At 50.8% G+C, this 13,918-nt stretch carries 18 protein-coding genes and 2 pseudogenes; 10 read left to right on the forward strand and 10 right to left on the reverse strand.

Going from position 1 to position 13,918, the window contains the following annotated elements:
- Positions 1-142 (reverse strand): SMR family transporter (locus ACOTYB_RS23965; protein ID WP_237766525.1); only part of this gene is annotated, 142 nt, incomplete at its 3' end.
- Here ACOTYB_RS23965 and hypA point away from each other — a divergent pair.
- The gene (gene hypA / locus ACOTYB_RS23970; protein WP_050583588.1) at positions 95-400 is read left to right on the forward strand and encodes a hydrogenase maturation nickel metallochaperone HypA; all 306 of its coding nucleotides are present in this window, start codon (positions 95-97) and stop codon (positions 398-400) included. The genes ACOTYB_RS23965 and hypA overlap by 48 nt on opposite strands.
- A 3-nt stretch (positions 401-403) precedes the next feature.
- Here hypA and ampR read toward each other — a convergent pair whose 3' ends face one another.
- On the reverse strand, positions 404-1,279 hold the full coding sequence (gene ampR / locus ACOTYB_RS23975) for a LysR family transcriptional regulator AmpR (RefSeq protein ID WP_004193231.1): 876 nt from the start codon (positions 1,277-1,279) through the stop codon (positions 404-406).
- A gap of 110 nt (positions 1,280-1,389) precedes the next feature.
- On the opposite strand from ampR, the gene ACOTYB_RS23980 reads away from it, so the two are divergent.
- The 3 genes and pseudogenes from ACOTYB_RS23980 to ACOTYB_RS23990 all read left to right on the forward strand — a co-directional run.
- Entirely contained in the window at positions 1,390-2,529 is a 1,140-nt protein-coding gene (locus ACOTYB_RS23980) for an extended-spectrum class C beta-lactamase DHA-1 (protein WP_004236386.1), read from the forward strand.
- A gap of 194 nt (positions 2,530-2,723) precedes the next feature.
- Positions 2,724-3,545 (forward strand): hypothetical protein, encoded by an 822-nt coding sequence (locus ACOTYB_RS23985; protein WP_013214003.1) that lies wholly within the window; start codon positions 2,724-2,726, stop codon positions 3,543-3,545.
- A pseudogene (locus tag ACOTYB_RS23990) lies at positions 3,503-3,691 on the forward strand (LacI family transcriptional regulator); the annotation flags it as partial. The gene ACOTYB_RS23985 and the pseudogene ACOTYB_RS23990, both read left to right, overlap by 43 nt.
- Positions 3,692-3,879: 188 nt before the next feature.
- On the opposite strand, the gene pspD reads toward ACOTYB_RS23990, so the two are convergent.
- Genes pspD through pspA form a run of 4 tightly spaced genes read right to left on the reverse strand, consistent with a single transcriptional unit; the run spans position 3,880 to position 5,425 of the window.
- Complete coding sequence (gene pspD, locus ACOTYB_RS23995; RefSeq protein WP_004193241.1) at positions 3,880-4,110, reverse strand: phage shock protein PspD; 231 nt, start codon at positions 4,108-4,110, stop codon at positions 3,880-3,882.
- An 8-nt stretch (positions 4,111-4,118) separates the two neighbouring features.
- The gene (gene pspC / locus ACOTYB_RS24000; protein ID WP_004193243.1) at positions 4,119-4,478 is read right to left on the reverse strand and encodes an envelope stress response membrane protein PspC; all 360 of its coding nucleotides are present in this window, start codon (positions 4,476-4,478) and stop codon (positions 4,119-4,121) included.
- Positions 4,478-4,702 carry an envelope stress response membrane protein PspB gene (gene pspB, locus ACOTYB_RS24005; RefSeq protein ID WP_004193245.1) on the reverse strand — a complete coding sequence of 75 codons (225 nt, stop codon included), beginning with the start codon at positions 4,700-4,702 and terminating at the stop codon, positions 4,478-4,480. The genes pspC and pspB overlap by 1 nt, the downstream gene beginning before the upstream one ends.
- Positions 4,703-4,756: 54 nt before the next feature.
- The gene (gene pspA, locus ACOTYB_RS24010; RefSeq protein WP_003020532.1) at positions 4,757-5,425 is read right to left on the reverse strand and encodes a phage shock protein PspA; all 669 of its coding nucleotides are present in this window, start codon (positions 5,423-5,425) and stop codon (positions 4,757-4,759) included.
- Between the two features lie 155 nt (positions 5,426-5,580).
- Between pspA and pspF the strand changes: the two genes are divergently transcribed.
- On the forward strand, positions 5,581-6,570 hold the full coding sequence (gene pspF, locus ACOTYB_RS24015) for a phage shock protein operon transcriptional activator (protein ID WP_017900991.1): 990 nt from the start codon (positions 5,581-5,583) through the stop codon (positions 6,568-6,570).
- A gap of 82 nt (positions 6,571-6,652) precedes the next feature.
- Positions 6,653-7,297 (forward strand): quinolone resistance pentapeptide repeat protein QnrB4, encoded by a 645-nt coding sequence (locus tag ACOTYB_RS24020; RefSeq protein ID WP_017900990.1) that lies wholly within the window; start codon positions 6,653-6,655, stop codon positions 7,295-7,297.
- Positions 7,298-7,392: 95 nt separating this feature from the next.
- On the opposite strand, the gene ACOTYB_RS24025 is transcribed toward ACOTYB_RS24020, so the two are convergent.
- The 4 genes from ACOTYB_RS24025 to ACOTYB_RS24040 all read right to left on the reverse strand — a co-directional run bounded on the left by ACOTYB_RS24025 (position 7,393) and on the right by ACOTYB_RS24040 (position 9,963).
- The gene (locus ACOTYB_RS24025; RefSeq protein ID WP_004193260.1) at positions 7,393-8,301 is read right to left on the reverse strand and encodes an SDR family oxidoreductase; all 909 of its coding nucleotides are present in this window, start codon (positions 8,299-8,301) and stop codon (positions 7,393-7,395) included.
- Positions 8,302-8,477: 176 nt separating this feature from the next.
- Positions 8,478-8,993 carry a 2-oxo-tetronate isomerase gene (locus ACOTYB_RS24030; protein WP_017900989.1) on the reverse strand — a complete coding sequence of 172 codons (516 nt, stop codon included), beginning with the start codon at positions 8,991-8,993 and terminating at the stop codon, positions 8,478-8,480.
- Between the two features lie 10 nt (positions 8,994-9,003).
- Positions 9,004-9,450, reverse strand: coding sequence for a DUF421 domain-containing protein (locus tag ACOTYB_RS24035; RefSeq protein WP_004193264.1), 447 nt, complete (start codon positions 9,448-9,450; stop codon positions 9,004-9,006).
- A gap of 9 nt (positions 9,451-9,459) precedes the next feature.
- A complete protein-coding gene (locus tag ACOTYB_RS24040) occupies positions 9,460-9,963 on the reverse strand; it encodes a hypothetical protein (RefSeq protein ID WP_004193267.1) in 504 nt (167 codons plus the stop codon).
- Positions 9,964-10,094: 131 nt separating this feature from the next.
- On the opposite strand from ACOTYB_RS24040, the gene ACOTYB_RS24045 reads away from it, so the two are divergent.
- The 4 genes and pseudogenes from ACOTYB_RS24045 to ACOTYB_RS24060 all read left to right on the forward strand — a co-directional run.
- Positions 10,095-10,487, forward strand: a complete 393-nt coding sequence (locus tag ACOTYB_RS24045; protein WP_004193269.1) for a YdeI family stress tolerance OB fold protein — start codon at positions 10,095-10,097, stop codon at positions 10,485-10,487.
- Positions 10,488-10,787: 300 nt separating this feature from the next.
- On the forward strand, positions 10,788-12,431 hold the full coding sequence (gene sapA / locus ACOTYB_RS24050) for an ABC transporter substrate-binding protein SapA (protein WP_004193272.1): 1,644 nt from the start codon (positions 10,788-10,790) through the stop codon (positions 12,429-12,431).
- Positions 12,428-13,393, forward strand: coding sequence for a peptide ABC transporter permease SapB (gene sapB / locus ACOTYB_RS24055; RefSeq protein ID WP_004193276.1), 966 nt, complete (start codon positions 12,428-12,430; stop codon positions 13,391-13,393). The genes sapA and sapB overlap by 4 nt, the downstream gene beginning before the upstream one ends.
- Positions 13,380-13,838: pseudogene (locus ACOTYB_RS24060) on the forward strand (peptide ABC transporter permease); the annotation flags it as partial. The gene sapB and the pseudogene ACOTYB_RS24060, both read left to right, overlap by 14 nt.
- Positions 13,839-13,918: the final 80 nt, after the last annotated feature.

Raw genomic sequence — 13,918 nt, forward strand, 5'->3', positions numbered from 1 at the left:
TCAGAACCAGAGAAAGAAAATAAAATGCGATGCCATAACCGATTATGACAACGGCGGAAGGGGCAAGCTTAGTAAAGCCCTCGGTGCGGCGGACATTATCCGCGAACAGGCTGAACAGCACGGCATTGCGCGGGTAACGGATGTCTGGCTGGAAGTCGGCGCACTGGCGGATGTTGAGGAGAGTGCACTGCATTTCTGTTTTGATATCGCCTGCCGTGATACCGTGGCGCAGGGCTGCACACTGCATATTGATGTTATCCCGGCACAGGCATGGTGCTGGGATTGCAGCCGTGAGGCCGAAATCATGCAGCACGCCGGATGCTGTCCGCACTGCGGCAGTGAACGGCTGCGCATCAGTGAAGGTGATGATTTGCGGGTAAAAAGCCTGGAAGGTGAGTGAGTTTTACGCCGCCGCCGTATTCAGCAGCCAGCGGGCGAATTGCTGCATGGCCGGGGTTTCCGTACGGGACTGTAACCGCGTCAGCCAGTAGCCGCCGAGGGTGATTTCTGCGGCAAACGGCTGTACCAGTGCGCCTGACTGTAACAGGCGGCTGAACATACATACCGGTGCGATCGCTACCCCGGCACCCAGTTGTGCCGCCTCGGCCATGGCCAGTGAGGTATCGAACACCATTACCGGCTGTGACGGGGAAGGCGGTGTGCCGCCCGCACAATCCAGCCAGCGGCTCCATTCATCCCGGCGGAATGAGCGCAGCAGGGTAAAGCGGTGAACATCATCCGGCTGCTGTAACTGTTCTGCAATGGCCGGTGAGCACAGCGGAGCGTGTGGTGCACTGAAAATCAGTTCCGCATCTGACTCATGCCACGCGCCGTTACCGAAACGGATCGTATAATCATGCCCTTCCGCCGCCGGGTCCACATGATTGTTATGGGTGGAGATATGCAGATCAATATGCGGATGGCTGTCATAGAATCCGGCCAGACGCGGCAGCAGCCAGCCTGCGGCAAATGTTCCCACCGCACCGACTTTCACCCGCTCACGGAACTGCCCGTGAGAAAAACACTCCAGAGTATCCGCAATCCGGTCAAACGCCTCATTGAGCACCGGCAGTAATCCCTCACCTTCATGGGTCAGCACCAGCCCGCGCGAGACGCGGGTAAACAGCACACAGCCGAGTTGTTCTTCCAGCGCCCTGACCTGCTGGCTGACGGCGGCATGGGTGACATTCAGCTCAATCGCCGCGCGGGTAAAACTGAGATGACGGGCGGCGGCCTCAAAGGCGCGCAGCGGGTTAAGGGGGAGATAACGTCTGACCATAATCCACCTGTAAGTTTTTCTTTAGGCTCTTGTTATAAATAACCGTTTGTTCTGTCCGGTGAATCTGACGATACTTGCCGCCGTTACTCACACACGGAAGGTTAATTCTGATGAAAAAATCGTTATCTGCAACACTGATTTCCGCTCTGCTGGCGTTTTCCGCCCCGGGGTTTTCTGCCGCTGATAATGTCGCGGCGGTGGTGGACAGCACCATTAAACCGCTGATGGCACAGCAGGATATTCCCGGGATGGCGGTTGCCGTCTCCGTAAAGGGTAAGCCCTATTATTTCAATTATGGTTTTGCCGATATTCAGGCAAAACAGCCGGTCACTGAAAATACACTATTTGAGCTCGGATCTGTAAGTAAAACTTTCACAGGTGTGCTGGGTGCGGTTTCTGTGGCGAAAAAAGAGATGGCGCTGAATGATCCGGCGGCAAAATACCAGCCGGAGCTGGCTCTGCCGCAGTGGAAGGGGATCACATTGCTGGATCTGGCTACCTATACCGCAGGCGGACTGCCGTTACAGGTGCCGGATGCGGTAAAAAGCCGTGCGGATCTGCTGAATTTCTATCAGCAGTGGCAGCCGTCCCGGAAACCGGGCGATATGCGTCTGTATGCAAACAGCAGTATCGGCCTGTTTGGTGCTCTGACCGCAAACGCGGCGGGGATGCCGTATGAGCAGTTGCTGACTGCACGGATCCTGGCACCGCTGGGGTTATCTCACACCTTTATTACTGTGCCGGAAAGTGCGCAAAGCCAGTATGCGTACGGTTATAAAAACAAAAAACCGGTCCGCGTGTCGCCGGGACAGCTTGATGCGGAATCTTACGGCGTGAAATCCGCCTCAAAAGATATGCTGCGCTGGGCGGAAATGAATATGGAGCCGTCACGGGCCGGTAATGCGGATCTGGAAATGGCAATGTATCTCGCCCAGACCCGCTACTATAAAACCGCCGCGATTAACCAGGGGCTGGGCTGGGAAATGTATGACTGGCCGCAGCAGAAAGATATGATCATTAACGGTGTGACCAACGAGGTCGCATTGCAGCCGCATCCGGTAACAGACAACCAGGTTCAGCCGTATAACCGTGCTTCCTGGGTGCATAAAACGGGCGCAACAACTGGTTTCGGCGCCTATGTCGCCTTTATTCCGGAAAAACAGGTGGCGATTGTGATTCTGGCGAATAAAAACTACCCGAATACCGAAAGAGTCAAAGCTGCACAGGCTATTTTGAGTGCACTGGAATAATTTTTTTCCTGAACAGGCCCCTGCGGATACGCCGGGGCCGTAATTTAAGATTATTCCTTATGCAATAATTTGCTTTATGGGCTGTTTTATGGAGGATGAGAGTATCGGGCACTGACAGCTTCCGGCTGAACCGGATTTCACTGTGTGCTGCGGCAAACTGATGTCAGTCTCAACACACAGAGGAAAATGTTGTCATGGACGTTCTGCGTTTTATCCTCCGCTTACCTTTTATTTTGCTGCGTCTGGCGGCTCGCAGTCTTGTTTATCTCTTTACTCTGCTGGGTTTTCTGCTGCGCCCGTTCACCGGACGGATCCGCTGGGCGGTGCCGGGCTGGGTGACCTTTGCCGGTAATCAGCTTGCCCGGCTGGAGCGGGGGGGCAACCGCTATCCGAAAACCATATCTGCCTTATTATTACTGACTGCTGCGGTGGCAGCGGGCAGTTATTACACCTGGCACTGGTATCAGAACAAACCGAAGCCGGTGGATGTTGCGCCGCTGGTGGTGCAGGATATTTCCGCGTCTGTGCAGCGCCCTTCGGCGGTTAATTATAACCGTGATGATAATTCAGCGCAGATTGTGGTGGTGACATTCTCCCGCTCTGCCGCACCGGTAACGCTGATCGGTAAACCGGTCACCGCCGGTATTACCCTGACCCCCGCAATGGAAGGTGAGTGGCAGTGGCGTAATGACCGTAAGCTGGTATTCACGGCGAAAAAAACCTTCCCGATGGGGAAAACCTACACCGTCGATATGGATGCCAAAACACTGCTGGCTCCGCAGGTGGCGTTAACAGAGAAACAAAAAACCTTTACCACCCCTGAGTTTTATTATCGCGGCGGCCGGGCGGAGTTCTATCAGGATCCGCAAGATCCGATGAAAAAACACGCCATTATCGGCCTGACCTTCAATGCCCCCGCTGATGTCAAAAATCTGGAATCGCGTCTGTCTATGACCCGTGACGGCAAGCCGGTGCCGTATACCGTCACTGTAATGAACTGTTGTCATTTATGCTGACGCCCGTGCCGGGAGGCATTGATGTCCCAACCCAGCAGCTCGGCGAACAAAGCTGTAATTTATTATTTAGCCTGATTGCCGGTGAGAAAGGTTTACAAAATATCACCGTGGGTACACAAATATCGTTAGCCGACTCACTGGTATAAAAACTGGGGCATAACAATGCCCCAGTGCATTTTAGAATGCGTAATTCACACCGATACCTGCATAATGGAGTCTGTCGCTTTCACCTTCATTTCTATTGGTAGCGATCCCATGACACAAGAGACTACTCTGCCGCAAATTAACTGGGGGAATGTTGACTAAATGTTGCTTGCTTTTGTTGTTTCGGATATCAGGGTTGATTACCTGAATAGCGTTTCGACAATTTTGTCGCTGCCCGGCTCAACAAAGGTTCCAATACTAACGCCAGCAACATTTTTAGCGGACGTCGGGCCACGGACTTCACCGCCCACCCTGCTACCCCAGCCGGGCCATAGCGCAGCGCAGTCAGTAGCACCAGCTTACCTGCTATTTTAATGCCCGGCTTAACCCTTTGCCCGGCACGTTGCCAGCGATTATTCATTTCTAACCTCACAATTGGCGGAAGCGGCTGCGTAATGTAAAAGTATCAGACGTTACATAACGCTCCATCTCACGCAAACGCTTTTCACTTGCAGCCAGTTCACGATCGACAGCATCCAATAGCTCACCGCTTGATGGCTGCTGTTCTCCGGAAACCACGTTGTCTGGCATCGGATCCAACACAAACGTCAGTACGATGTAGGCGACAAAGGTGAAAAAGGCCAGACCAAAAAAGATGGACAGCACCACCAGGATCCGCACCAGTTTCACAGGAACATCGAGATAATGCGCAATACCCGCGCAAACCCCTTTCACCATGCCCTGCTGCGGTATACGCCACAGTTTTTTATTCAGATTAACGCCCCCCATTAGCGGTCCCTCCAGTTTGGATGTTCAGCATCAAGGATGTCTTCCAGCGCTTGAATGCGCTCACGCATCCGCTGTGCGTCCTGGTTAAGTTCTACCAGACGCTGTTGTTCACTTTGCGCCAGCTCGCCGCGACTGGAACGATTGCTGTAATGCAGCCAGAGCCAAATCGGTAAGACGAACAGCACAAAGATGGTTAACGGGATGGCCAGAAATAGCGCGCTCATGAGTACTCCTTACAGGTGATGAGCGGCGGCGCGTTCGGGCACCGCCAGATATTATTATTGCTTGTCTTGCTGCATTTTGGCTTTCAATTGCGCCAACTGCTCGCTGATTTCATCATCTGCTTTCAGGTCAGCAAATTGCTGATCCAAAGACTTCTGCTTACCGAAGTTATGGCTTTCAGCTTCAGCTTCCATTTGATCGATACGACGCTCAAAAGATTCAAAGCGAGCCATCGCTTCATCCAGTTTGCCGCTGTCCAGTTGACGACGAACATCACGGGAAGAACTCGCCGCCTGATGGCGCAACATCAATGCCTGCTGACGAGCACGGGTTTCACTGAGTTTGTTTTCCAGTTCACCGATCTCTTTTTTCATACGCGCCAGCGTATCGTCAACCAGCGTCACCTCATGCTCCAGGGAGGCAATCAGGTCAGTCAGTTTCTGCTTTTCGATTAACGCAGAACGCGCCAAATCTTCTTTTTCTTTACGCAGCGCCAGCTCTGCTTTTTCCTGCCACTCTGCCTGTTGGGCGCTGGCCTGTTCAATACGACGCGATAACTGTTTCTTTTCTGCCAGCGCGCGTGCGGAGTTGGAGCGCACCTCAACCAGCGTGTCTTCCATTTCCTGGATCATCAACCGCACCAGCTTCTGCGGATCTTCAGCCTTTTCCAGCAACGCATTAATGTTGGCGTTCACGATGTCGGCAAAACGAGAAAAAATACCCATAATGTAATCCTCACTTACTGTTCTGATATCGGGCAATGCCCTGCTGCTGTTCTAATGCACTTCGCATGCCAACTTTTTAATTCATTGAAATATTTGAAAATAACTAATTTTACCTGTCGGGATAAATAGGGTAAATTGGTGAATAACACTAACAAATGGTGAATTTCATCATGGCAGGATACAAAGATAATCTGCTGGGCGAAGCGAACAGCTTTATTGAAGTGCTGGAGCAGGTTTCTCGTCTCGCGCCGCTGGATAAACCTGTGCTGGTCATTGGGGAACGAGGAACAGGGAAAGAGCTTATCGCCAACCGCCTGCACTACCTCTCAACCCGTTGGCAAGGCCCGTTTATTTCACTTAACTGCGCCGCGCTCAACGAAAATTTACTTGATTCCGAACTCTTTGGGCACGAAGCGGGCGCCTTTACCGGCGCGCAGAAACGTCACCCAGGTCGGTTCGAGCGCGCCGATGGCGGCACACTGTTTCTTGATGAACTGGCAACCGCCCCGATGCTGGTACAGGAAAAACTGCTGCGCGTTATTGAGTACGGAGAGCTGGAACGCGTAGGCGGTAGCCAACCTCTGCAGGTCAATGTAAGACTGGTTTGCGCAACCAACGCCGACCTGCCACGCATGGTGAGTGAAGGCACGTTCCGCGCCGACCTGCTGGATCGTCTGGCCTTTGACGTGGTGCAACTTCCCCCGTTACGCGAACGTCAAAGCGATATCATGTTAATGGCTGAACATTTTGCCATTCAGATGTGCCGTGAGATCGGGTTACCGTTGTTTCCTGGGTTCACCGATGAGGCCAAAGAAACGCTCCTCCACTACCGTTGGCCGGGCAATATTCGTGAACTGAAAAACGTCGTGGAGCGTTCGGTATACCGACACGGGACCAGCGATTACCCACTGAATGAGATTGTGATTGACCCGTTCAGGCGTCACGCCGCACCGCCGCTGGCGCAAGAAACCAGACATACATCAGTAACCCTACCGCTGGATCTGCGTGAATTCCAACAGCAGCAGGAGAAGGAATTTTTGCAAACCAGCTTACAGCAGGCGAAATTTAATCAGAAAAAAGCCGCTGAATTATTAGGTCTGACCTACCATCAACTCCGCGCATTACTGAAGAAACACCAAATTTAGCGTGCAGGGGCAGACGTTGGACGCGAGAGTTAAAACAGTTTACCATGTTGCAATCACTGTATAAAAAAACAGGTTAATCATGATGACTCTGGCGTTAGTTGGCGAAAAAATTGACAGAAACAGGTTCACCGGTGAAAAAGTTGAAAATAGCACATTTTTCAACTGTGATTTTTCGGGTGCCGACCTTAGCGGCACTGAATTTATTGGCTGCCAGTTTTATGATCGAGAAAGTCAGAAAGGATGTAATTTTAGTCGCGCTAACCTGAAAGATGCCATTTTCAAAAGTTGTGATCTCTCCATGGCTGATTTCAGGAATATCAATGCGCTGGGAATCGAAATTCGCCACTGCCGGGCACAAGGGTCAGATTTTCGCGGCGCAAGTTTTATGAATATGATCACCACCCGCACCTGGTTTTGTAGCGCCTATATCACCAATACCAACTTAAGCTACGCCAACTTTTCAAAAGTCGTACTGGAAAAGTGCGAGCTGTGGGAAAACCGCTGGATGGGTACTCAGGTGCTGGGCGCAACGTTCAGTGGATCAGACCTCTCTGGCGGCGAGTTTTCATCCTTCGACTGGCGAGCAGCAAACGTTACGCACTGTGATTTGACCAATTCGGAACTGGGCGATTTAGATATCCGCGGGGTTGATTTGCAAGGCGTCAAACTGGACAGCTACCAGGCATCGTTGCTCCTGGAACGTCTTGGTATCGCTGTCATGGGTTAATGTTCAGGGAGCGGTATATGCCGCCCCCTGCCCTTATACAATATTGTCCGGGCTGGCTTTCCCCCTCAGACGTTTCGACTTCGGGGGCATAAACGTCAGAGGGTTCCGGTCCCCCCGTCAGAACACCATACCTGACCGGATGTATAGCTGTTCTCTTCAGCCGCTAAAGTGACATACAGCGGAGCAATTTCTACCGGTTGGCCAGGGCGACCAAGCGGCGCATTTGCACCAAATTTCTCAATTTTTTCCTGTGGTTGGCCGCCGCAGCACTGCAATACCGTCCAGTACGGCCCAGGCGCGACAGCATTTACACGGATCCCTTTAGGGGCCAGTTGCTTCGCCAGCGATTTAGTAAATGCCACTATCGCCGCCTTGGTCTGAGCATAATCAAGCAGGATCTCACTCGGCTCATAAGCCTGTACCGATGAGGTGTTAATAATCACGCTGTCTCGGGAGAAATGGGGAATAGCCGCCTTGGTGATCCAAAACATGGCGTAGACATTGGTCTTGAATGTCGCATCAAATTCTTCTGTGGTGAGGTCTTCGATCGATTCACAAAATTGCTGACGGCCTGCGTTATTCACCAGGATATCCAACCCTCCCAGCGCGTCTACCGCCTGTTTTACCAGATGGTTACAAAAAGTTTCGTCACGAATATCGCCGGGAATCGCCGCAACTTTTCTCCCAGCTTTTTTTATCAACTCAACAACCTCACGAGCATCGTCCTCTTCTTCAGGTAAATAATTAATCGCGACATCGGCGCCTTCGCGGGCATAGGCAATGGCAACAGCACGCCCAATACCTGAATCACCACCGGTAATTAATACCTTGCGACCATTTAACCTGCCGCTTCCCTGATAGCTTTGTTCGCCATGATCGGGGCGCGGTTGCATTTTTCCGGCGAGCCCCGGAAAAGGTTGTTTTTGATGTGGAAAAGGCGGCTGCGGAAAACGCTCTGAATTAGTTTTATTGGTGGTCTGTTTTCCTTTATTTAGGTCAGTCATTCAATCACCTCTCGTGAGTCATCATTCATCGCAAAGACTAATAAGCGTAGAACAAAATGAATGACATGGTCTTTATAATTTACCTACCACTTAATTTTCTCCTAATATTAACCTGGCTCTCACGACGATAACTTCACATAGCATTGAAATATTTCCTAGGATAAGTCCTGGTTTATTTATTTGTTCTTCCAGGCTGACACTTCTTCAATCAATACCGCCAGGCTAAAACGTACCGCCTTTTCAATGACGTCCTGGCAATCCCCGGAAAAACACTCACGTTTTGTTATTATCTGTCCGCGGAAATTCCACGCAAACCACACGGTTCCTGCGGGAGTACCATCCTCCCCACCCTCCGGCCCTGCATATCCGCTGATGGCTATACTGATATCGGTTTCGGCTTGCTGACGTATTCCTACAGACATCTCACTGACCGTTTGCTCACTAACGGCGCTATATTTCTTCAGCGTACTGGCCCGCACGTCGAGCATTTTCTGCTTGGCGCGATCGCTAAAGGTTATAACGCCGATATCATAAAATTCTGCGGTATCCGCCTGTGCGCAAAGCGCCGCGGCCAGCTTTCCTCCTGTACAGGATTCTGCGGTGGTCAACGTTAAATCGCTATCAATGAGCGTGTTTGCAAGCCGTTTTGTCAGTTCATTGACTGTTTTTGCGTCATTGTACTCCGTATTCATTACCGCCTCGCTAATTCTCTTCAGGAATGACAGAAATATGTCCGTTGCGTTCCAGAATGGCATACTTGATTTTACTTGATTCGGTAATCCCCTGATTTTGTCGCGCAGCGACTAATATATCTTCAAGAGAGACATCCACTTTCTTCATTTTATCTAATAAAGGGATCCCGTGATCAAGCAGGATAACCGGGGAACCATCCAGCACGGATTCGGCCCCACCCACCTTTTTTTTAATGAAACCGAACAGAATATCAATAGTAACCAGAGTGACAATCGTGATCATGGCGCCGGTTATCGAAAAATCATTACCCAACAAGGCTTGTTGAGTTGCTTCACTGATAATCAGTAATAAAATCAGATCGAAGCTGGTCATTTGTAATAATGCCCGGCGACCTGCTATTTTGAAAACCACCAGCAAAATAAGGTAAATGGCGGATGCCCGGAAGACCATCTCCATACTCACCTCCTAGGGATAAATAAATTGTCTGAAGCGGATTTCAGGTTCGCCATTTAGCTGGAGAAAACTCTTTACGCTTCCTGGCTTCACGGGCGTAACCCGCAGCCAGATAGTAAAGTTCTGCATTGCTTCAGAATCATTGTAGACGAGGTAAAGATCGTTCCCCTTGCTGTACATGCTGTCTGGCTGCGGCCAAATATTTTCCATTTCATAAAATTTGTTGAAATCGCCGCCAATGCGCAACGTCTTGTTCACAGAATCATACTTTTGTGCAGAGATTTTAAATTTAAATTCCGTTTGCAAGCGCCCAAACCTTTCGTACTGTAACCCTGTTGTCTTTAAGGTGTTTTTTCTCGTCACCTCACTTAAATATCCGCCGGAAAACGCTCCCACCGAAGCAAGAAAAACAATGCAGAGCAAACAGATAAAACCAATCTTGTGAAAGCCAGATTCAAAATTCAGAAAACGCAGGCTCTCTTTTACTCCTTGAAAATGGGTTTTCTCTCTGTTCATCTCCCCGCCTCGCTTATATAACACCAAGCCGTTGTTTTATTGAAAAATTACAATTTGAGACTTATCCCACTCGCCAGATTAATAAATAGCTACCAAACTTAATAAGTCAAATCAATTTCAATGGAGGCTCTATGAAAATATCGTTCGCCCCCTTACTGTTCTGTTTTTTATTGCCATCAGCGTTTGCCGATGATAATGGCGGATTGAAAAAAGATACCGCCCCGCCACCTGCCCATGCACTGGATGAAGGCTATCGCGGCACTGAAAATGCAAGAATCATGACCGTCGAACAAGCTAAAACCATGCATGACGGTGCGACCATCTCTTTACGAGGTAATCTCATTGAGGATCAGGGAGGAGATAAGTTTATCTTCCGTGACAAAACCGGCAGTATCAATACGCTAATCCCGCTTGCGGTCTTTGATGGCCGAACGATAAAACCCGATCAAATGATCAGCATTAACGGTAGCCTTGACGCTAAAATGCAACCGCCGGTGGTGCGCGTTAATAAAATCCAGAAGTAATACCTCAGCCGGGAAGAAATTCACTCTTCCCGCCTCCCACACAACAGATTCATTTTCCCCGTCAGACACCTCACATAATCTCTCTGGCAGCAAATCCAGCGTTTAAGCGAGTCAGAGGGGCCATGAAAATGCTAAGATAGCTACAAGAGTATATGCAAAGTGGATAGCGGGTATGAATTTTGACCAGTACGCGATGTCGAATTCGCGGTTATCAACCCCACTGCCCCAAAAACAAACGGTAATGGCAAATGTCATTAAGTATTAGTAAGATAGCTTCTTTATATATAACCCTTTAAAATTATGCGCCTGGTTTTATCATCTCTGATCGTGATGGCTGGATTTCTGAGTGGTCAGGCTGCAGCTGCGCCTGAGCAGGCCTCGTACGCTGATATTCGTGACAGTGGCTTTGTCTATTGCGTTAGCGGGCAGGTCAATACGTTCAATCCACAAAAAGCAAGCAGCGGTCTCATCGTAGACACATTAGCGGCCCAATTGTATGACCGACTGCTTGATGTCGATCCCTACACCTATCGCCTGGTGCCAGAACTGGCTGAAAGCTGGGAAGTATTAGATAACGGCGCAACCTACCGCTTCCATTTACGACGCGATGTTCCGTTTCAAAAGACTGCCTGGTTCACGCCCACCCGCAAACTAAATGCGGACGATGTGGTATTTACCTTCGAGCGCATCTTTGATCGCCAGCATCCGTGGCATAATGTCAATGGTAGCAGTTTTCCTTATTTTGATAGCCTGCAGTTCGCCGATAACGTCCAAAGCGTGCGTAAACTGGACAACAACACCGTTGAATTTCGCTTAAATCAACCCGACGCCTCCTTCTTGTGGCACCTTGCCACACATTATGCCTCTGTGATGTCGGCCGAATATGCCGCCAAATTAGCAAAACAGGATCGCCAGGAATTACTCGACAGACAACCCGTCGGCACAGGCCCGTACCAACTTTCAGAAAATCGTGCAGGCCAATATATTCGCCTACAACGGCATGAAAAATTCTGGCGTGGTACCCCCTTGATGCCGCAGGTCGTGGTGGATCTCGGCTCTGGCGGGACCGGACGCTTATCGAAATTACTGACCGGCGAGTGCGACGTCCTGGCATGGCCTGCCGCCAGCCAGCTCAGCATACTGCGTGATGACCCGCGGCTGCGCCTGACGCTGCGTCCGGGGATGAATATCGCCTATCTGGCGTTCAACACGGATAAACCGCCGTTGAACAACCCTGCCGTACGACATGCGCTAGCGCTGGCCATTAACAACCAACGGTTAATGCAATCTATTTACTACGGTACGGCGGAAACCGCGGCATCTATTTTGCCTCGCGCCTCGTGGGCTTATGACAACGAAGCTAAAATTACCGAGTACAACCCGGCAAAATCGCGCGAGCAGTTAAAAGCGCTGGGGCTGGAAAACCTGACGTTACAACTCTGGGTACCTACCAGCTCTCAGGCCTGGAACCCCAGTCCGCTGAAAACCGCAGAGCTGATTCAGGCTGATATGGCTCAGGTGGGTGTGAAAGTGAAGATCATCCCGGTAGAGGGCCGTTTTCAGGAGGCGCGATTAATGGATATGAACCATGATCTGACGTTGTCCGGTTGGGCAACTGACAGTAACGATCCTGACAGCTTTTTCCGACCGATGCTTAGCTGTGCCGCCATTAACTCGCAGACCAATTTTGCCCACTGGTGCAATCCCGAGTTTGACAGCATTTTGCGCAAAGCCCTCTCTTCGCAACAACTCTCCTCGCGAATTGATGCCTACGACGAAGCGCAAAATATTCTTGCGCGCGAGTTGCCGATCCTGCCTCTGGCCTCTTCGCTCCGTTTGCAGGCTTACCGCTATGACATCAAAGGGCTGGTGCTCAGTCCGTTCGGCAACGCTTCTTTTGCCGGGGTTTCCAGGGAAAAGGCTGACGAGGTGAAAAAACCATGATTATCTTCACCCTACGCCGATTTTTATTATTGCTGGTCACTTTGTTCTTCCTGACCTTTATTGGCTTCAGTCTGAGTTATTTCACCCCCCATGCGCCGTTACAGGGCGCATCGCTGTGGAACGCTTGGGTATTCTGGTTCAATGGCCTGATTCACTGGGATTTTGGTGTGTCCAGTATTAACGGCCAGTTGATCTCAGAACAACTGAAAGAGGTGTTCCCGGCAACAATGGAACTGTGCATTCTGGCATTTGGTTTTGCACTAATGGTCGGGATCCCCATCGGCATGTTGGCGGGCATAACGCGTAATAAATGGCAGGATCGTTGCATCAGCGCATTGGCTCTGATGGGCTTCTCTATTCCGGTTTTTTGGCTGGCGCTGCTGCTGACGTTGCTATTCTCACTAACCCTCGGCTGGTTACCCGTATCAGGGCGTTTTGATCTGCTTTATGAAGTAAAACCCGTAACCGGGTTTGCCATTATTGACGCCTGGATCTCCGACTCGCCCTGGCGCGATGAAATGCTGGTCAGTGCCATCCGCCATATGGTGCTTCCGGTGTTAACGCTCTCCGTGGCACCGACGACGGAAGTTATTCGTCTGATGCGTATCAGCACTATTGAGGTCTTTGATCAAAACTATGTCAAAGCGGCGGCGACTCGTGGTCTGTCACGGTTAACGATTTTACGCCGTCACGTACTGCACAACGCTCTCCCACCGGTTATCCCGCGCCTGGGGTTACAGTTTTCCACCATGCTGACGCTGGCGATGATCACCGAGATGGTCTTTAGCTGGCCAGGTCTTGGCCGTTGGCTGATTAACGCGATTCGCCAGCAGGATTACGCGGCGATTTCGGCGGGTGTGATGGTGATTGGCTCACTGGTTATCATTGTTAACGTGATCTCTGATATTTTGGGTGCTATGGCTAACCCTCTGAAACATAAGGAATGGTATGCCTTACGATAGCGTCTACAGCGAAAAGCGCCCGCCTGGTACGCTGCGCACCGCATGGCGCAATTTTTACGGCGATGCAACCGCAATGATCGGCCTGTATGGCTGTGCTGGACTGGCAATTCTGTGTATTTTTGGTGGTTGGTTCGCGCCTTATGGCATCGACCAGCAGTTTCTTGGCTACCAGCTTTTGCCGCCGTCATGGTCACGCTATGGCGAAGTCTCTTTCTTCCTCGGGACTGATGACCTGGGGCGTGATGTTTTAAGCCGCCTGCTTAGCGGTGCGGCCCCGACCGTGGGCGGTGCGTTTGTCGTCACCCTTGCCGCCACGTTGTGTGGCTTATTGCTTGGCGTGGTTGCCGGGGCAACACACGGTTTGCGCTCCGCGGTGCTGAATCACATTCTGGACACCCTGCTGTCGATCCCTTCACTGTTGCTGGCGATTATTGTGGTGGCTTGGGTATAGGAAGTATAAACCACCTTTTTGCTCCTCATCCGAAGTATCTTACCTGAAATTCCCTCACTCGTTTACCGCTCAAG

The sequence above is a fragment of the Enterobacter cloacae complex sp. IR5450 genome, from assembly GCF_049238665.1.
Taxonomy (GTDB): Bacteria; Pseudomonadota; Gammaproteobacteria; order Enterobacterales; family Enterobacteriaceae; genus Enterobacter; species Enterobacter hormaechei_C.